Genomic DNA, 18,346 nt, shown 5'->3' on the forward strand with positions numbered 1-18,346 from the left:
GATCGACCGGCAGACACCGGATCTAAGGGCCCGGAGGCGAGGGCGCGGCAATAAGGGCCAGGACGTCCACTCTGCGGACTACGGCAACCGATCACCTTCAGCCGAATCGTCCACATTGCGAGCTACCCGCACCGATCACGTCCAGCCGGTCCGTCCACCCTGCGAGCTACCTCCACCCCCCACGCCCACCCACCCGCGCCCTACCTCCACCCCCCACCCCCACCCCCCACCGCCGCCTCACCGCAAGGAGGCGACGGCGTGGGGGACGTGGGCCAGGGAGGCGAAGGTGTCGGCGGGGAGGAGGAGGTCGCAGAAGGGGAGTGCGGCCGCCATCGAGGCCGTCCTGGGCGCGAACCCGGGAGAAGCGGCACGGGGGTTGAGCCAGACGACCGCGTGGGCGCGCCGCCGCAACCGGGCCATGGCCGCGGCCAGTTCGTCGGCCGGATCGCCGTCCCACCCGTCGGAGCCGACCAGGACGACCGCTCCGCGCAGCAACCCGCCGTACGGCGAGGCGAGGAGCGCCCGCAGGCTGGACGCGATCCGTGTTCCGCCGAAGCGGTCGACGACCCGCCGCTCCGCCTCGGCCACCGCCTCCTCCGCGGACCGCCGCGCCAGCACCGTCGTCAGCCGGGTGACCGTCGTCCCGAACGCGAACACCTCCGCGTCGGTGGTCAGCGCCAGCGCCCGCATCAGGTGCAGGTAGGCGACGGCCTGCGGCTGCATCGAGCGGCTGACGTCGCACAGCACCACGACGCGGCGCGGCCGCATCACGGGCCCGGCCCGCACGAGCCGGACCGGCTCCCAGCCGGTCCGCCGCGCCCGGGCGAGAGTCGCCCGCACCTGGATGCGCGAGCCGACCGCGCGGGGCGTGAAGCGGCGGGAGCGCCGCACCGGCCAGACCGGCAGCGCGCGTTCCAGCCATTGCCCGAGCAGCGCCGTCTCCCGGGGGCTCAGCTCGCCGAACGGCGTCTCCGCCGCGGCGGCCAGGCTGCTCGGGAGCCGCTCGGGCACCGTGAGGAGTTCGTCGCCGGACGGCCGGCCCGCCGCGGTGGCGGGCGGCAGCGTCACCCAGGGCAGGCCGCCGCCCTCCTCCTCCGGGCCGTACGGTGCCGCGCCGGCCGGTGCCCGGTTGTGCGCGCCGCCGCCTGCGGGCGGGGTGGCGCCGCGGCCGGTGCGGCGGGCGTTGGGGTCCACGGGCAGCACGGCGTCGCCGAACACGGAGTCGAAGACCGCGTCGAACGCGGCCAGTTCCTCGTGCCGCGCGACCAGGCACACCCGTGCCGTCCAGTACAGCGCGTCCCGCGACGACGGCGGCGACACGGCCAGCGCCCGGACGAAGTCCGCCATCGCCGTCCCGCCGACCCGCACCCCGCGCGCCCGCAGCCGTTCCGCCAGCGCCACCGCGAACGCGCCGCGGTCCACGGCGGGGAGCAGCGCACCGGCCGCGGCCCCCGGGCCGGAGCCGCCTCCGGGCGGGACGCGAGGAAGCGGGGTCAGCGGACGATCAGCCACACCACCACGCCGATCACGATCAGGGCGACGACGGCCACGGGGATCAGCCGCTTGTAGACGGACGAGCCGGCCAGGCTCATCAGGTCGAGCGCTTCGGGCTCCGGCGCGTTGCGCTTGGCCCCGGCGGCCGGCGCCGCAGGCGCGGACGTGCCGGACGCCCCCTCCTCCGCAGCGGGAGCCGATGCGGCCTCCGAGGCACCCGGCGCCGCAGGCGCACCCCCTTCCGCACGCGCGGACGCCCCAGGCCCGGCGGCCCCCGCACCCTCTTCCCCAGACGCAACCGGTCCCCCAGAAGCCGACGCCCCAGGCGCACCCCCCTCCGCACGCGCCGGCGCCCCAGGCGCGGCGGCCCCCGCACCCTCTTCCCCAGGCGCACCCTCTTCCGCACGCGCCGGCGCCCCAGACGCAACCGGTCCCCCAGAAGCCGGCACCCCAGACGCACCCCCCTCCGCACGCGCGGGCGCGACAGGCCCGGCGGCCCCCGCACCCCCCTCCCCAGGCGCACCCCCTTCCGCACGCGCGGGCGCCCCAGGCGCGGCGGCCCCCGCACCCCCCTCCCCAGACGCACCCTCCTCCGCCCGAGCCGGCGCCCCAGACGCAACCGGCCCCCCAGAAGCCGACACCCCAGGCGCACCCCCCTCCGCAGGCGCGGGCGCCCCAGGCCCGGCGGCCCCCGCACCCCCCTCCCCAGACGCAACCGGTCCCCCAGAAGCCGACGCCCCAGGCGCACCCCCTCCCCCAGGCGCCGGCGCGACAGGCGCGGCGGCCCCCGCACCCTCTTCCCCACGCGCGCCCTCCTCCGTGGGCGGTGGGGCGGAATGGAGCTGGGCCTCCAGGTTCTGGACGAACTGGGCCAGCAGCTTCTCCGAGATCTCCTTGATCATGCCGCTGCCGAACTGGGCGAGCCGGCCGCTGATGGTGAGGTCGGTGTCCACGTGGACGCGGGTGCCGGTGCCCTCGGGGTGCAGGCGAGCGTGGATGCGGGCCGAGGCGTTGCCGCCGCCGCGGGCGTCCTTGCCGGCGGCGCGGATCACCGCGCGATGGGCCGCGTCGTCCTTCTCCTCGAAGCGCGCCGTCCCGGCGAACTGGCTGATGACCGGGCCGACCTTGACCTTCACCCGGCCCTTGTAGACGTCGTCCTCGACGCCGGTGAGCTGGGCGCCGGGCATGCACGGGGCCAGGCTCTCCAGGTCGGTCAGCGCCTCCCAAGCCCGCTCGACCGGAACGTCGACGCCGAACTCGTTCTCGATCTTCATGGCGTGTGCTTCCTCCTCGGAAGGACGGGGTGGCAGGGCGCCGGGGTCATCGGCCGGTGGCCTCCGCGTAGCCGAGCCCGTCGAGGGCGCCGATGACGGTGGCCCGGTCGTCGGGGCTCTTGGCGAGCGCGCTGAGGGTCCGCAGGATGTCGCCGCGCACCAGCCGCGAGACGTCGAGGGCGGACAGCGCGGCCAGCCAGTCGATGGCCTCGGCCATGCCGGGCGGCTTGTCGAGGTCCAGGTGCCGGACGCGGCCGATGAACTCGGTCGCGGATCCGATCAGCGGCTCCCCCGCCTGCGGCACCGTGCGGCGCAGGATGCGGACCGCCCGCTCGGGGCCGGGGAAGTCGATCCAGTGGTAGAGGCAGCGGCGGCGCAGCGCGTCGTGCAGCTCGCGGCTGCGGTTGGAGGTGAGCACCACCAGCGGCGGGCGGGCCGCGGTGAAGGTGCCCAGTTCGGGGACGGTGATCGACGCCTCGCCGAGGAACTCGAAGAGCAGCGCCTCGAACTCGTCGTCGGCCCGGTCGATCTCGTCGATCAGCAGCACGGGCGGCTGCGGGCCGGGGTGCCGGACGGCCCGCAGCAGCGGCCGGTCCTGGAGGAACTCCTCGGTGAACAGGTCCGCGTCGGCGAGGGTGCGGCCGCCGGCCTCGTGCAGGCGGATGGCGAGCAGCTGCCGCTGGTAGTTCCATTCGTAGAGTGCCTCGCCGGCCGACAGGCCCTCGTAGCACTGCAGCCGGATGAGGTCGGTGGCCAGCGCCTCGGCGAGCGCCTTGGCGGCGCTGGTCTTGCCGACGCCGGGCTCGCCCTCCAGCAGCAGCGGGCGCTGGAGGACGGAGGCCAGGTACAGGGCGGTGGCGGTGCCGTCGTCGACGAGGTGGCCGACGTCCTCCAGCCGCCGGCGCACCTCGGCGGCATCCGCGAACAGCGCGCCCACGGACTAGCCCACCAGCCCGGCCGCGTAGCGGTCCCGGCAGCCGGCCCCGCAGAACCAGAACTCGGCGTCCCCGGCGGTCAGATGGGGGGTGTCGGGCAGCACGGTGACCTCCATGCCGCACACCGGGTCGCGCACCACGCGCGGTGGGCCGTCCCCGGCCGCCGCAGGGCCGGAAGCCGCTCCGAGCGCCGGGCCCGTTCCCGCTGCCGGGCCGGCTGCCGCCCGCGGTGCCGCGGCGGACGCCGGTTCCGCGGCCGTCCCCGAGGCCGCGGCCGCCGCCTCGGTCGCCCGGAGCGCCGGCAGCAGCTCCGCCATGATCGACAGGGCCACCTCGGGCGCGGTGCGGGCGCCGATGTCCAGCCCGGCCGGGGTGCTGATCCGGTCGCGTTCCGCCTGGTCCAGGCCCATCTCGTCGAGGACGGCCGCGCCCCTGCGGGGGCTGGCGACCAGCGCGATGTAGGGGACGCCCACGGCCAGCGCGGCCCGCACGGACTCCTCCTCGTCGCGCCCGTGGCCGGCCACCACCACTGCGGCGGTCCGCTCGCGCAGCGGCCCGGCAGGCAGCGTCCGGGAGGTGGCCCAGCCCAGGAGCCGGGCGAACGCCACCAGGGACTCGGCGACGGGCGTGCCGCCGACCACCTCGACCAGCGGCGGCGGCAGCACCGGCTCCAGGAAGATCTCCAGCGCCCCGCCGGACAGGCAGGGGTTGACGACCACGCGGGCGCCGGGCGTCTCAGGGAAGCCGGTCTCGGACTCGGGCAGCACCCGCAGCAGCAGCGGCTCGCCACCGCCGAGCACGCCCATGGCGGCGCTGCGCACGGTGCCCTCCGCGCACACCCCGCCGACGAAGCCGTCGATGGTGCCGTCGCGGTGCACGATGGCCTCGTCCCCGGCGTGCGCGGACGCCGGGGCCTGCGCCCTGACCACCCTCGCGTGCACGAACGGCACCCGTTCGGCCGCCAGTTGCCTGGCGCGAGCGCTCACCGCCTCGGACACCTCGCTCCGCCTCCTCGCTTCCCGCCGCCGTCCGCGACCTCGTCGCGCTCGCCGGCGCCGTCCCGTGCGGCGCGCGCCGTCCCGCGCCGCGCGCCCGGTCCCGCTCCCGTGCCCGCCTCAGATCGGCGGCTGCAGCCGCCCCTGCATGGCCTCCCAGACCCGGGACGGCGTCAGCGGCATGTCGGCGTGCCGGATCCCGAACGGCTTGAGCGCGTCGACCACGGCGTTGACCACCGCGGGCGGCGAGCCGACGGTCGCGGACTCGCCGATGCCCTTGGCGCCGATCGGGTGGTGCGGGGACGGGGTGACGGTGAACCCGGTCTCCCAGTCCGGCACTTCGAGCGCGGTCGGGATCAGGTAGTCCATCAGCGAGCCGCTGAGGCAGTTGCCGTCCTCGTCGAAAGCGATCATCTCCATCAGCGCCATGCCGACGCCGTCGGTGAGCCCGCCGTGCACCTGGCCCTCGATGATCATCGGGTTGATGCGGGTCCCGCAGTCGTCCACCGCGACGAACTTGCGGACCGTCACCTTCGCCGTGCCCGGGTCGATGTCGACCACGCAGATGTACGCGCCGTGCGGGTAGGTGAGGTTCTCCGGGTTGTAGCAGATCTGCGCCTCCAGGCCGCCCTCGACGCCCTCGGGCAGGTCGCCCGCGCCGTGCGCGCGCATCGCGACGTCCTGGATGGTCACCGACGCCGAGGGGTCGCCCTTGACGTGGAAGGCGCCCTTGGTCCACTCCAGGTCGGCGACCGACACCTCCAGCATCCCGGAGGCGATCAGCTTCGCCTTGTCGCGGACCTTGCGCGCCACCAGGGCCGCCGCCGCGCCCGACACCGGCGTGGAGCGGCTGCCGTAGGTGCCCAGGCCGAACGGCGTCTGGTCGGTGTCGCCGTGCACCACCTCGATGTCCTGCGGGGGGATGCCGATCTCCTCGGCGACGATCTGCGCGAACGTCGTCTCGTGGCCCTGCCCCTGGGTCTGCACCGACAGCCGCACGACGGCCTTGCCGGTGGGGTGCACCCGCAGCTCGCAGCCGTCGGCCATGCCCAGGCCCAGGATGTCCATGTCCTTGCGCGGCCCGGCGCCGACCGCCTCGGTGAAGAACGAGACGCCGATGCCCATCAGCTCGCCGCGGGCCCGCTTCTCGGCCTGCTCCCGGCGCAGTTCGTCGTATCCGGCGATCCGCTGGGCGAGTTCCATCGTGGGCAGGTAGTTGCCGGAGTCGTAGACCCAGCCGGTCTTGGTGCGGTACGGGAACTGCTCGGGCCGGATGAAGTTCTTCTTGCGCAGCTCCACCGGGTCCATGTCCAGGTGGTGCGCCAGGCAGTCCACGATCCGCTCGACCAGGTACACCGCCTCGGTGATGCGGAACGAGCACGCGTACGCGACCCCGCCCGGCGCCTTGTTGGTGTAGACGGCCGTCATCTTGCAGTACGCGGCCTGGAGGTCGTAGCTGCCGGTGAACACGCCGAAGAAGCCGGCCGGGTACTTCACCGGTGCCGCGGTGCCGTTGAACGCGCCGTGGTCGGCGAGCACATGGGTGCGGATGCCGAGGATCCGGCCGTCGGAGGTGGCGGCGATCTCGCCGCGCATCACGTAGTCGCGGGCGAAGCCGGTGCTGAGCAGGTTCTCCGAGCGGTCCTCCATCCACTTCACCGGCTTGCCGGTGAGCAGCGAGCCGACGATGGCGCACACGTAGCCCGGGTAGATCGGCACCTTGTTGCCGAAGCCGCCGCCGATGTCGGGCGAGACCACCCGGATCTTGTGCTCGGGCAGGCCGGCGACGATCGCGTACAGGGTGCGGTGGGCGTGCGGGGCCTGGGAGGTGGACCACAGGGTGAGCTTGCCGTCGACCGCGTCGTAGTCGGCGACCGCGCCGCAGGTCTCCATCGGCGCCGGGTGCACCCGCGGGTAGACGATGTCCTCGGTGACCACCACGTCGGCGCGGGAGAACACCTCCTCGGCGGCGGCCGCGTCACCGGTCTCCCAGTCGAAGACGTGGTTGTCGGCCTTGCCCTCCAGGTCGTCGCGGATCACCGGGGCGTCCGGGGACAGCGCGGTGCGCACGTCGATCACCGGGTCCAGCGGCTCGTACTCGACGTCGATCAGCTCCAGCGCGTCGCGCGCGGCGTAGCGGTCGTCGGCGATGACGAACGCCACCTCCTGGCCCTGGAAACGGACCTTGTCGGTGGCCAGCACCGCCTGCACGTCGTTGGAGAGGGTCGGCATCCACGCCAGGCCCTTCTCGGCGAGCATCGCCCCGGTGACCACCAGGCGCACCTTCGGGTGCGCCTCGGCCAGACTGGTGTCCACCGACAGGACCTTGGCGTGGGCGAACGGCGAGCGCAGGATCGCCAGGTGCAGCATGCCGGGCAGCTGCAGGTCGTCCACGTAGCGGCCCTTGCCGCGGATGAACCGCGGGTCCTCCTTGCGGAGCATCCGGCCGTGGCCGACCGGCTTGTGGTCGTTGTCGTGGAAGGCGGTGGCGGCCGGGCGGGACGGGGCGGTGGTCATGACGCGCTCCCCGAGGTGGTCGTGGCGTCCTGGTCGAGCGCGGAGGCGTCGGCGGGGACGGTGGTGCGGGTGCCGGCCTCCTCGGCCGCGGCCCAGCGGATCGAGCGCACGATGGTGGCGTAGCCGGTGCAGCGGCAGATCTGGCCGGAGATCGCCTCGCGGATCTCCTCCTCCGACGGGTCGGGGTTGCGGTCCAGCAGCGCGCGGGCGGTCATCATCATCCCCGGGGTGCAGAAGCCGCACTGCAGGCCGTGGCACTCCATGAAGCCGCGCTGCACCGGGTCCAGTTCGCCGTCGTGCTCCAGTCCCTCGACGGTCCGCACGTCGTGGCCGCCGGCCATGGCGGCCAGCACGGTGCAGGACTTGACGGGCTCGCCGTCCATCCACACCACGCAGGTGCCGCAGTTGCTGGTGTCGCAGCCCCAGTGGGTACCGGTCAGGCCGAGGTGGTCGCGCAGGAAGTGGACCAGCAGCAGCCGGCCCTCGATCTCCCGGGAGACCTCTTCGCCGTTGACGGTCATGGTGACCTGCATGCTCACACCCCTTCCCGCTGCCCGGTCCTGGCGACCGCGGTGCGCAGCACCCGTACGGTCAGCTCGCGGGCCAGGTGGCGCTTGTATTCGGCGCTGCCGCGCCGGTCGGTGACCGGGTCGGCCGCCGCCGCGGCGATACCGCCCGCCTGCTCGTACAGCTCCTCGGACGGCGCCCGGCCGCGCAGCGCCTCGGCGATGCCGGGGATGCCCGCGGTGTTGGGGCCGACCGCGGCCAGGCCCACCCGGGCGTCGGTGATCAGGCCGCCGCCGTCCAGCCACACCGCGGCCCCGGCGGACACCACCGCCCAGTCGCCGGCCCGGCGCTCGACCTTCTCGTAGGCGCTGGAGCCGCCCGGCCGGATCGGCAGCCGGACCTCGGTGAGCATCTCGGCGTCGCCCACCGCGGTCTCGTAGGGGCCGACGTGGAAGTCGTCCATCGGCACCACGCGCTCGCCGCCCAGGCCGGTGATCACGCACCGGGCGTCCAGCGTGGTGCACACCGCGGACAGGTCCTCCGACGGGTCGGCCTGGCACAGCGAACCGCCGAGGGTGCCGCGGTTGCGGACCACCGGGTCGGCGATCACCCGCTCGGCGTCCCGGAAGATCGGGAACGCGGCGGCCAGCGCGTCGGACTCCAGCAGCTCGCGGTGGCGGGTCAGGGCGCCGATCCGGATCATGTCCGGCTCGACGGTGATGTACCCGAGCTCGTCGTGGAGGTCGTTGATGTCGATGAGGTACTCGAAGTTGGCCAGCCGCAGCTTCATCATCGGCAGCAGGCTGTGGCCGCCGGCGACCAGCCTGGCGGTGTCGCCGAGCCGGTCCAGCAGTCCGATCGCCTGCCCGACGCTGGTCGCGCGCTGGTACTCGAACGGCGCGGGAACCTGCATGTGCGCACACGCCCCTTTCGCCGGGGCCCGCTTCCCTGCCGGTCCCGGGGTTGCCCCTTCGGCTCGTCCGGGCACATTGCGCACCCGGCGGCCGGTGAAGTCAACGGCGAGTTAAGCGACCCCTTAATTTTACCGCCGCCCGGGTGACGGAGCGCGAGCGCACGACTTCAGCAAACCGTTAACCCGCGGTTGACATGCGGCTTTACCCGTCCCCATCCTCGGCTGGGCCCTGCCGCCCGGTACCGCGGCCGGGTCGCCGCACCGCAGGCCGGGCCGGCCCGCGCGACCATGGAAGTGGACCCTCACCCAGCGGAGCGTCAACGTGCGAGACATCGCGGAAGGCATCGGCGCCTGGCAGGCCGCGGGCACCGATTTCGCGGTGGCCACCGTCGTCCGTACCTGGAAGTCGGCGCCGCGGCAGCCCGGTGCGGCGATGGCGGTCGCGGCGGACGGCGACGTGGTCGGCAGCGTCTCCGGCGGCTGCGTGGAGGGCGCGGTCTACGAGCTGGCCCGTGAGGTGATCTCCACCGGGCAGCCGGCCCTCGCCACCTACGGCGTCAGCGACGACGACGCCTTCGAGGTCGGCCTGACCTGCGGCGGCACCCTCCAGCTGCTGGTCCGCCCGGCCGGCGGCGACCGCTTCCCGCAGCTGCCGGCGGTGCTCGACGCGATCGCCGCGCACCGTCCGGTCGCGGTCGCCACACTCATCGACGAGCACGCCGGCGCCCACGGCGACCAGCTCCCCGCGACACCTCCGCGGGGCGGCGGCGAGCAGCCCGTCCCGCCCGGCCGGGACCTCGTCGTCACCCCCGACGGCGCCACCGGCAGCCTCGGCGACCCGGACCTGGACGCGGCCGTCACGGTGCGGGCCCGCGGCATGCTCGCCCAGGGCACGACCGCGGTGGTGCGCACCGGCCGCGGCGGCGAGCAGCGCCGGGAGGACCTCGCGGTGTTCGTGCAGTCCTTCGCGCCGCCGCCGCGCCTGCTGGTCTTCGGCGCGATCGACTTCGCCAGCGCCGTCGCCCGCATCGGGCGCTACCTCGGCTACCACGTCACGGTGTGCGACGCGCGGCCGGTGTTCGCCACCCGCAAGCGCTTCCCCGAGGCCGACACCCTGGTGGTGGACTGGCCGCACCGGTACCTCGACCGGACCGCGATCGACGAGAACACCGTGATCTGCGTGCTCACCCACGACCCGAAGTTCGACATCCCGCTGCTGGAACGGGCGCTGCGCTCCCCCGCCCGCTACGTCGGGGCGATGGGCAGCCGCCGCACCCACGAGGACCGGCTGCGCCGGCTGCGCGAGGCGGGGCTGCCCGAACCGGCGCTCGCCCGCCTCGCCTCCCCCATCGGCCTCGACCTGGGCGCCCGCACCCCCGAGGAGACCGCCGTGGCGATCATGGCCGAGGTCATCGCGCTGCACTGGGGCGGCACCGGGCGCCGTCTGGCCGAGACGACCCCGCTGCCCATCCACCACTGACGGCGGTCAGCGCTTGCGCTCCACCCGGCGCTCGTCCCAGACCGGTTCGGAGGTCTCCCTGACCAGGCCGTCCGAGCCGAAGACCAGGTAGCGGTCGAAGGAGCGGGCGAACCAGCGGTCGTGGGTGACCGCGAGCACCGTGCCGTCGTACGCCTCCAGGCCGTCCTGCAGCGCCTCGGCGCTCTCCAGGTCCAGGTTGTCGGTGGGCTCGTCGAGCAGCAGCGCGGTGGTGCCCTGCAGCTCCATCAGCAGGATCTGGAAGCGGGCCTGCTGCCCGCCGGACAGCTTGTCGAACGGCTGGTCGCCCTGCCGCTCCAGCTCGTACCTGCGCAGCACCGACATCGCCCGGCCGCGGTCGCGGGCGTGCTCGGTCCACAGGATGTCGACGAGCGTGCGGCCCTCCAGCTCCGGGTGCGCGTGGGTCTGCGCGAAGTGGCCGGGCACCACCCGCGCCCCCAGCTTGAACGCGCCGCTGTGGGCCACCGAGGCGTCCCCGGCGAGCAGCCGCAGGAAATGCGACTTGCCCGAGCCGTTGGAGCCGAGCACCGCGACCCGCTCGCCGTAGAAGACCTCCAGGTCGAACGGCTTCATCAGGCCGGTCAGTTCGAGCTTCTGGCAGGTCACCGCGCGCACCCCGGTGCGGCCGCCCTGCAGCCGCATCCTGATGTCCTGCTTGCGCGGCGGCTCCGGCGGCGGGCCCGCCTCCTCGAACTTGCGCAGCCGGGTCTTGGCGGCCTGGTAGCGGGAGGCCATCTCGTCGCTGCGGGCCGCGTACTGCTGCATGTCCAGCACCAGCTTCTTCAGCTGGGCGTGCTTCTCGTCCCAGCGCCGGCGCAGCTCCTCGAAGCGCTCGAAGCGCTCGGCGCGCGCCTGGTGGTACGTGGCGAAGCCGCCGCCGTGCACCCACACGTCGCTGCCGCCGGGGCTGGGCTCGACGCTGACGATCCGCTCGGCGCTGCGGGCCAGCAGTTCGCGGTCGTGGCTGACGAACAGCACCGTCTTCTTGGTCTGCGCCAGTTGCTCCTCCAGCCAACGCTTCCCGGGCACGTCCAGGTAGTTGTCCGGCTCGTCGAGCAGCAGCACCTCGTCGGGGCCGCGCAGCAGCGCCTCCAGCACCAGCCGTTTCTGCTCGCCGCCCGACAGCGTCTTGACCTCGCGCCACTGGGCCCGCTCGTAGGGCACGCCGAGCGCGGCCATGGTGCACATGTCCCAGAGCGTCTCGGCCTCGTACCCGCGGGCCTCGGCCCAGTCGTTCAGCGCCGTCGCGTACGCCATCTGCGCCGGCTCGTCGTCCTGCGCCATGATCGCCAGCTCGGCCGCGTCGACCGCCGCGGCGGCGGCCCGCAGGCGCGGGTGCGCGACGGAGACCAGCAGGTCGCGGACCGTGCGGTCGTCCCGGACGGAACCGACGAACTGGGGCATCACGCCCAGGCCGCCGCTGACGGTGACGGTCCCGCCGTGCGGCTTGATGTCGCCGGCGATCAATCGCAGAAGTGTGGTCTTCCCCGCACCGTTGGGGCCCACCAGGGCCACCGCGGCGCCGTCTCCCACCCGGAACGAGACGTCGCCGAGCAAGGCCCGCCCATCAGGCAGGTAGTACTCGACGTGCGCAGCTTCGACATGACCCATGGCGTGAATTCTCCCCGCCGCAGGTGGCGGCCCCAAGTCGTTTTCGCCGGGCTTCCCGGCGATGGTGCCGAGCCGGACCGGCAATATGATGCGCGACATGACTGAAGGCCCCGGGCAGCAGCCATCGCAGCCCCCCAGCCCCAACGCCCCCGAGGGACGCGAGGTCCTGGAGGGACGCGTCATCCCGTCCAGCCGGCAGCAGCAGCGCTCGTTCGAGACGCACCAGCCGCACGAGCCGGCCGCGCACGACCCGCGGCAGCAGTTCGCGGCGCCACCGGGCACACAGGGCGAGCCCTGGTCGTCGGACCCTGGCCAGGGCCCCGGCCAGGGCCCCGGCCAGGAGCCCGCACAGGGCGCGGCGGGCGGACCGGGCGCCGGCCAGGGAGCACCGGACGGCGAGGGCGACCGGGCGGCCCCCAGCGGGCAGCCGCGGCTTCCGCAGCGCGAGGGGCCCGCCGCGAACCGGCCGGGCCCGCACCAGCAGTCGCAGGCGCTCCAGCCCCCGCCGCAGCAGCCCCAGCTCCCGCAGGCCCCGGCCCCGGCCCAGCCGCCCCAGGGATGGGCCGGCGGCCCGCAGCAGGGCGGCACACCCCCGCAGGAGCCGCAGCACGGGCCCCAGCAGGGCGGCAGGCCCGCCGGCGGTCAGCAGGCCGGCCGGCACGCCGCCCAGAGCGCCCCCGGCCAGCAGGGCTTCGGACAGCAGGGTCCCGGCCAGCAGGGTCCCGGACAGCAGGGTGCCCAGGGCCCCGGCCAGCAGGGCGCCCAGGACCCCGGACAGCAGGGCGCCCAGGACCCCGGACAGCAGGGGTTCGGCCGGCAGGCCCCCGGCGCCGGGCTCCCCCGCCAGAACGCCCCGCAGGCGCCTTCCGCGCCCCGTTCCACGCCCCGGCCCAGCGACCCGGCCACTCCCGACTGGAACGCCCTGGCCGACCAGCAGCAGGCCCGCGGCGCCCGCCGCCGCAAGGTGACGATGCTCACCGGCGGCATCGTCGCGATCGCCGTCGTCGCCGGCGGCGTGGCGACCGCCGTGGTGATGTCGGGCAAGAACTCCGACCACCCGATCGCCGGGCCCAGTTCCTCCGGCAGCACCGGCACCACCACGCAGTCGCTGCCCCCCGCGCCCTCGTTCTCCTCGGTGGCCCCGCCGCCGCCGGCGAACCCGCTCGACTACCTGTCGTCCGCGGCAAAGGACAAGGCGCCGCTCACCCCGGCCACCCTTTTCCCGGGCAAGCAGTTCCTGATGGGCGGCCGGGTCTACACCAAGACGGCCACCGCGACGACCACCACATGCGCCGCGGGCGCCCGGGCGGGCCTGGCCCAGGCCCTGGCCAAGGGCGGCTGCCACCAGCTGATCCGCGCCACCTTCACCAACGGCACCACCGCCGTCACGGTCGGCGTGGCCGTCTTCGACGACAACACGCACGCGCTGAAGCTGCAGAAGACGGCCCAGTACCTGGCCCCGCTCAACGGCGGCGGCGTGACGGACTTCTGCCACGCGGTGGCCTGCCGGATGACCTCCAACACGGTCGGCCGCTACGCCTACTTCGCCATCGCCGGCCTGAAGAACGGCAAGACGATCAGCGGCACGGACAAGGTGGCGCTGCAGTCCGCCAACGACGCGTCCAACTACGCGTTCCAGCGGATCATCCAGCGCGGCCGCGACGCCGCCGCCGCGGACCCGTCCCGCAACTGACCCGCCGTGGGCCCGCACCCCGCCGCCCGGCCGCCGCCCGGTCCCGCCGGTCGGCGGCCGGTGCTAACGGCACAGGGTGCGCAGGTTGCGGGCCTCGCGGTTGCGGGCGGCGAGCAGGTCGTCGGCCGGGTAGCCGACCTCCTCCAGGGTGAGGCCGTGCGGACGCACCACGTTGACCGCGGAGTGCCGTACCCGCCCGGCCAGCACCTCCGCGGGGAAGCCGACCGGCCGGTGCCCGTCGCCGACCAGCAGCATCGCGCCGACCAGCGCCCGCACCATGTTGTGGCAGAACGCGTCAGCCCGCACCGTGGCCACCGCGAGGCCGTCCGCGGTCCGCTCCCAGCGCAGGTCGAGCAGGGTGCGGATGGTCGTCGCGCCCTCCCGCTTCTTGCAGTACGCGGCGAAGTCGTGCTCGCCGAGCATGTGCTCCGCCGCCGCGTTCATCAGGTCCACGTCCACCGGCCGGTCGTGCCACAGCACATGGCCGCGCAGCAGCGGGTCGACCCCGCCGGGATGGTCGCCGACGCGGTAGGCGTACCGGCGCCAGATCGCCGAGAAGCGCGCGTTGAAGCCGGCCGGCGCCTCGGCGACCTGCCAGACCCGCACGTCCCACGGCAGCCGCCCGGCCAGCCGCCGGCGCAGCCGCTCGCCCTCGGCGGCCCACGCCTCGGCCGGCAGGTCGACGTGCGCCACCTGCCCGCGGGCGTGCACGCCCGCGTCGGTGCGGCCCGCCACGGTCAGCTCCACCGGCTCCGGCAGCCGCAGCACCGTCCGGATCGCCGACTCCAGCTCGCCCTGCACGGTGCGCCGGCTGCGCTGCTTGGCCCAGCCGGAGAAGTCCGCCCCGTCGTACGACAGGTCCAGCCGGACCCGGACCCGCCCGGGCGTGGGATCGTCGCTCACGCCTGCTCCTCACCACTCGCCTGCCATACGAGCGGGCCCGCACCCCCAGGGGTACGGGCCCGCTCGCCGATCCTTCAGGACGCTCAGGCGTCCTTGGACTCCTCGTCCGCGGCGTCCTCGACGGCCGCGTCCTCGGGCTCCGCGTCCTTCTTGACGTCGGCCAGGGCCTCGTCACCGGCGCGGTCCTTGGCGGAACGCTTGGTGGCGGCCTCGGCCTCGCCGACCGCGGACTGCTGCACGGTCAGCGCCTCGACCAGCTCGATGACGGCCATCGGCGCGTTGTCGCCGCGACGGGGGCCGATCTTGGTGATGCGGGTGTAACCACCGGGGCGGTTCTCGTACCGCGGCGCGATCTCGGTGAAGAGCGTGTGGACGATGCTCTTGTCCGTGATCTGCTGCAGCACCTGGCGACGGTTGTGGATGTCGCCCTTCTTCGCCTTGGTGATCAGGCGCTCCGCGACCGGGCGCAGCCGGCGCGCCTTGGCCTCGGTCGTGGTGATGCGGCCGTGCTCGAAGAGCGCCTTCGCGAGGTTCGCGAGGAGCAGCTTCTCGTGCGCGGCGCTGCCGCCCAGACGGGCACCCTTGGCGGGCTGAGGCATGTCTTTCTCCTTCTACGCTGCACCGGCCGTGTCAGGTACCGATGTCAGTGCGAACTGGCGGCTGCCAGCTCGTGGGGTTCCGGGCTCGCCCCGGACTGCCAGGGCCCACGCCCTGGACGGCGCCCCTTCGGGGCACCTCCGTGGCGGGACCGGTAGTGTCCCGGCCCCGCGCCGGAGGCGGGTCAGTACTGCTCGGTCTCGACGAAGCCGGCGTCGACGTCGTCGTCGGCGCCGAAGGCGTCGGCGGCGGCGGTCGGGTCGAATCCGGGCGGGCTGTCCTTAAGGGCCAGGCCCATGCCGGCCAGCTTCGCCTTGACCTCGTCGATCGACTTCGCACCGAAGTTGCGGATGTCGAGCAGGTCCGCCTCGGACCGCGCGACGAGCTCGCCCACGGAGTGGATGCCCTCGCGCTTGAGGCAGTTGTAGGAGCGGACGGTGAGTTCCAGCTCCTCGATCGGCAGGGCGAGGTCCGCGGCCAGGGCGGCGTCCGTGGGGGACGGGCCCATGTCGATGCCCTCGGCGTCGACGTTCAGCTCGCGGGCCAGGCCGAACAGCTCGACCAGGGTCTTGCCGGCCGACGCCATGGCGTCACGCGGCCGCATGGCCTGCTTGGTCTCGACGTCGACGATCAGCTTGTCGAAGTCGGTGCGCTGCTCGACACGGGTCGCCTCGACCTTGTAGGTGACCTTGAGCACCGGGCTGTAGATGGAGTCGACCGGGATCCGGCCGATCTCCTGGCCCTGCTGCTTGTTCTGCACCGCGGAGACGTAGCCGCGACCGCGCTCGACGGTCAGCTCCATCTCCAGCTTGCCCTTGGCGTTCAGGGTGGCCAGAACCAGATCGGGGTTGTGCACCTCGACACCGGCCGGCGGCGCGATGTCGGCGGCGGTGACCACACCCGGGCCCTGCTTGCGCAGGTACATCACGACCGGCTCGTCGTGCTCCGAGGAGACGACCAGCTGCTTGATGTTGAGGATGACGTCGGTGACGTCCTCCTTGACGCCCGGCACGGTGGTGAACTCGTGCAGGACCCCGTCGACCCGGATCGAGGTGACAGCCGCACCCGGGATCGAGGAGAGGAGCGTACGACGCAGCGAGTTGCCGAGGGTGTAGCCGAAGCCCGGCTCCAGCGGCTCGATCACGAACCGGGAGCGGAACTCGTCGACGACCTCTTCGGTCAACGAGGGACGCTGAGCAATCAGCATGTGTTCGGTCCTTCAGTCGTGGGCGCCCGCTATTTGACGCCCCCTGTACTACGAGGGTACGGGCGACACGGCCCAGGACTCCCGGAGGAGCCTGGAAACCGTGCCGCCCGTGACCGTGAGCGCTCGAGGAATTACTTCGAGTAGAGCTCGACGATCAGCTGCTCCTGCACCTGGGTGTCGATCACCTGGCGCTCGGGCAGGCTGTGCACGAGGATCCGCAGCTTGCCGGCGTTGGCCTCGAGCCACGCGGGCACGGTCTTGTCGCCGGCCTCCCCCTGGGCCACCTGGAAGGGGACCATGTTCCGGGAGGACTCGCGGACCTCGACGATGTCGTTCACGGCGACACGAGCCGACGGGATGTCGTTCTTGTGGCCGTTGACGGTGAAGTGTCCGTGACGGACCAGCTGACGGGCGTGGTCGCGGGACTTGGCGAAGCCGGCCCGGTAGACCACGTTGTCGAGGCGGGACTCGAGGATGCGCAGAAGGTTCTCACCGGTCTTGCCGGACTTCTGGTTCGCTTCCTTGTAGTAGTTCACGAACTGCTTCTCGAGGACACCGTAGATCCGCGCGCACTTCTGCTTCTCACGCAGCTGAAGCAGGTACTCGCTGTCCTTGGTGCGCCCGCGTCCGTGCTCACCCGGGGGGTAAGGACGGATCTCGATCGGGCACTTCGCGCTCTCGCACTTAGCTCCCTTGAGGAAGAGCTTCTGCTTTTCCCGACGGCAACGCTTGCAGTCGGCCCCGGTGTAACGCGCCATTGTCTCGTATCTCCTGTTTCAGCTGGTCAGACGCGGCGGCGCTTCGGCGGGCGGCAGCCGTTGTGCGGGGTCGGGGTGACGTCCTGGATGGACCCGACCTCGAGGCCGGTGGCCTGCAGCGAGCGGATCGCGGTCTCACGGCCGGAGCCGGGACCCTTCACGAAGACGTCGACCTTGCGCATGCCGTGCTCCTGCGCGCGGCGGGCGGCCGACTCGGCGGCCATCTGCGCGGCGAACGGAGTGGACTTGCGCGAGCCCTTGAAGCCGACGTGGCCGGCGGAGGCCCAGGAGATCACGTTGCCCTGCGGGTCGGTGATCGAGACGATGGTGTTGTTGAACGTGCTCTTGATGTGGGCGTGCCCGTGAGCGACGTTCTTCTTTTCCTTGCGGCGCACCTTCTTGGCTGCGCCCTGACGGCCCTTAGGAGGCATGTCCTGGTTTCTCCCGGTGGAGGTGGTCGGTCCTACAGCGAAGACCGCTTATGGCGTGGTCCGCTGAGGACTACTTCTTGCCCGGCTTCTTCTTGCCGGCGATCGCGCGACGCGGGCCCTTGCGGGTGCGGGCGTTGGTGTGCGTGCGCTGGCCGTGGACCGGCAGGCCGCGGCGGTGGCGCAGACCCTGGTAGCAGCCGATCTCGACCTTGCGGCGGATGTCGGCCTGGATCTCGCGACGGAGGTCACCCTCGGTCTTGAAGTTGTTGTCCACGTACTCGCGCAGCTTGACGAGGTCTTCCTCGGCAAGGTCGCGCACGCGGGTGTCAGGGTTCACACCTGTCTCCGCCAGCACCTGCTTCGAGAGCGAGCGGCCGATGCCGAAGACGTAGGTGAGGGCGATCTCCACGCGCTTCTCACGCGGGAGGTCAACGCCTGAAAGGCGTGCCATCTTCTGGGCTCCTGATGGTTTCGGAGGTCTTCCGCAACACCGGCTCCCGGTCGCCGTATGAGGTACGAGTCGGGTCCCCGGCCTCCACCGGGGGTGCCATCGCCCTGGAGGGGCGACGGGTGCTGCGTATGTACGTATGTGCGTCGCGCGAAGTCTGCGAGTGCGGGTCGGTGTGCGTCAGCCCTGGCGCTGCTTGTGGCGCAGGTTGTCGCAGATGACCATGACCCGGCCGTGACGGCGGATCACCTTGCACTTGTCGCAGATCTTCTTGACGCTCGGCTTGACCTTCATGGGTCTGAGGTTCTCCGGGTCTTGAGATCTACTTGTATCGGTAGACGATCCGTCCGCGCGTCAGGTCGTAGGGAGACAGCTCCACCACGACCCGGTCATCCGGGAGGATCCGGATGTAGTGCATCCGCATCTTGCCGCTGATGTGCGCGAGGACCTTGTGACCGTTCTGCAGCTCCACCTTGAACATCGCGTTCGGCAGAGACTCGATCACGGTGCCCTCGATTTCGATGGCGCCTTGCTTTTTGGCCATGTCCTGCTTTCGGGATCGGCT

17 protein-coding genes and 1 pseudogene are annotated in these 18,346 nt (G+C 73.1%); 2 read left to right on the plus strand and 16 right to left on the minus strand.

The window, feature by feature from the left end; translation table 11 throughout:
* Positions 1–237 precede the first annotated feature (237 nt).
* The 7 genes and pseudogenes from ACH4TG_RS27365 to ACH4TG_RS27395 all read right to left on the minus strand — a co-directional run bounded on the left by ACH4TG_RS27365 (position 238) and on the right by ACH4TG_RS27395 (position 8,635).
* Positions 238–1,512, minus strand: coding sequence for a VWA domain-containing protein (locus ACH4TG_RS27365; RefSeq protein WP_398245199.1), 1,275 nt, complete (start codon positions 1,510–1,512; stop codon positions 238–240).
* Positions 1,513–2,393: 881 nt separating this feature from the next.
* A pseudogene (locus ACH4TG_RS27370) lies at positions 2,394–2,768 on the minus strand (SRPBCC family protein); the annotation flags it as partial.
* Between the two features lie 46 nt (positions 2,769–2,814).
* The gene (locus tag ACH4TG_RS27375) at positions 2,815–3,705 is read right to left on the minus strand and encodes an AAA family ATPase (protein ID WP_398245200.1); all 891 of its coding nucleotides are present in this window, start codon (positions 3,703–3,705) and stop codon (positions 2,815–2,817) included.
* Between the two features lie 3 nt (positions 3,706–3,708).
* On the minus strand, positions 3,709–4,689 hold the full coding sequence (locus tag ACH4TG_RS27380) for an XdhC family protein (RefSeq protein WP_398245201.1): 981 nt from the start codon (positions 4,687–4,689) through the stop codon (positions 3,709–3,711).
* Positions 4,690–4,818: 129 nt separating this feature from the next.
* A complete protein-coding gene (locus tag ACH4TG_RS27385; RefSeq protein ID WP_398245202.1) occupies positions 4,819–7,215 on the minus strand; it encodes an aerobic carbon-monoxide dehydrogenase large subunit in 2,397 nt (798 codons plus the stop codon).
* Complete coding sequence (locus ACH4TG_RS27390) at positions 7,212–7,748, minus strand: (2Fe-2S)-binding protein (RefSeq protein WP_398245203.1); 537 nt, start codon at positions 7,746–7,748, stop codon at positions 7,212–7,214. The genes ACH4TG_RS27385 and ACH4TG_RS27390 overlap by 4 nt, the downstream gene beginning before the upstream one ends.
* A gap of 2 nt (positions 7,749–7,750) precedes the next feature.
* A complete protein-coding gene (locus ACH4TG_RS27395; protein WP_398245204.1) occupies positions 7,751–8,635 on the minus strand; it encodes an FAD binding domain-containing protein in 885 nt (294 codons plus the stop codon).
* A gap of 322 nt (positions 8,636–8,957) precedes the next feature.
* Between ACH4TG_RS27395 and ACH4TG_RS27400 the strand changes: the two genes are divergently transcribed.
* Positions 8,958–10,115: an XdhC family protein gene (locus ACH4TG_RS27400; RefSeq protein ID WP_398245205.1), complete on the plus strand. Its 1,158-nt coding sequence runs from the start codon at positions 8,958–8,960 to the stop codon at positions 10,113–10,115.
* A 6-nt stretch (positions 10,116–10,121) separates the two neighbouring features.
* On the opposite strand, the gene ACH4TG_RS27405 is transcribed toward ACH4TG_RS27400, so the two are convergent.
* On the minus strand, positions 10,122–11,744 hold the full coding sequence (locus ACH4TG_RS27405; RefSeq protein WP_398245206.1) for an ABC-F family ATP-binding cassette domain-containing protein: 1,623 nt from the start codon (positions 11,742–11,744) through the stop codon (positions 10,122–10,124).
* 97 nt (positions 11,745–11,841) lie between these two features.
* Here ACH4TG_RS27405 and ACH4TG_RS27410 point away from each other — a divergent pair, with 97 nt between their 5' ends.
* Positions 11,842–13,437, plus strand: a complete 1,596-nt coding sequence (locus ACH4TG_RS27410; RefSeq protein ID WP_398245207.1) for a hypothetical protein — start codon at positions 11,842–11,844, stop codon at positions 13,435–13,437.
* A 63-nt stretch (positions 13,438–13,500) separates the two neighbouring features.
* Here the strand turns inward: ACH4TG_RS27410 and truA are convergent, their stop codons facing one another.
* The 8 genes from truA to infA form a co-directional block, all read right to left on the minus strand.
* The gene (gene truA, locus ACH4TG_RS27415; RefSeq protein WP_398245208.1) at positions 13,501–14,340 is read right to left on the minus strand and encodes a tRNA pseudouridine(38-40) synthase TruA; all 840 of its coding nucleotides are present in this window, start codon (positions 14,338–14,340) and stop codon (positions 13,501–13,503) included.
* Between the two features lie 83 nt (positions 14,341–14,423).
* Positions 14,424–14,939, minus strand: coding sequence for a 50S ribosomal protein L17 (gene rplQ, locus ACH4TG_RS27420; RefSeq protein ID WP_398245209.1), 516 nt, complete (start codon positions 14,937–14,939; stop codon positions 14,424–14,426).
* A 182-nt stretch (positions 14,940–15,121) separates the two neighbouring features.
* On the minus strand, positions 15,122–16,144 hold the full coding sequence (locus ACH4TG_RS27425) for a DNA-directed RNA polymerase subunit alpha (protein WP_033177813.1): 1,023 nt from the start codon (positions 16,142–16,144) through the stop codon (positions 15,122–15,124).
* A gap of 131 nt (positions 16,145–16,275) precedes the next feature.
* Positions 16,276–16,902, minus strand: coding sequence for a 30S ribosomal protein S4 (rpsD, locus tag ACH4TG_RS27430; RefSeq protein ID WP_398245210.1), 627 nt, complete (start codon positions 16,900–16,902; stop codon positions 16,276–16,278).
* 26 nt (positions 16,903–16,928) lie between these two features.
* Entirely contained in the window at positions 16,929–17,333 is a 405-nt protein-coding gene (gene rpsK, locus ACH4TG_RS27435; protein ID WP_037912406.1) for a 30S ribosomal protein S11, read from the minus strand.
* Between the two features lie 70 nt (positions 17,334–17,403).
* Positions 17,404–17,784, minus strand: coding sequence for a 30S ribosomal protein S13 (rpsM, locus tag ACH4TG_RS27440; protein WP_398245211.1), 381 nt, complete (start codon positions 17,782–17,784; stop codon positions 17,404–17,406).
* Between the two features lie 177 nt (positions 17,785–17,961).
* Positions 17,962–18,075 (minus strand): 50S ribosomal protein L36, encoded by a 114-nt coding sequence (rpmJ, locus tag ACH4TG_RS27445; RefSeq protein WP_003956441.1) that lies wholly within the window; start codon positions 18,073–18,075, stop codon positions 17,962–17,964.
* A 28-nt stretch (positions 18,076–18,103) separates the two neighbouring features.
* Positions 18,104–18,325 carry a translation initiation factor IF-1 gene (gene infA, locus ACH4TG_RS27450; protein WP_003956442.1) on the minus strand — a complete coding sequence of 74 codons (222 nt, stop codon included), beginning with the start codon at positions 18,323–18,325 and terminating at the stop codon, positions 18,104–18,106.
* Positions 18,326–18,346: the final 21 nt, after the last annotated feature.

Source organism: Streptomyces sp. NPDC020917 (assembly GCF_044333795.1).
In the GTDB taxonomy this organism is placed as follows: Bacteria; Actinomycetota; Actinomycetes; order Streptomycetales; family Streptomycetaceae; genus Actinacidiphila.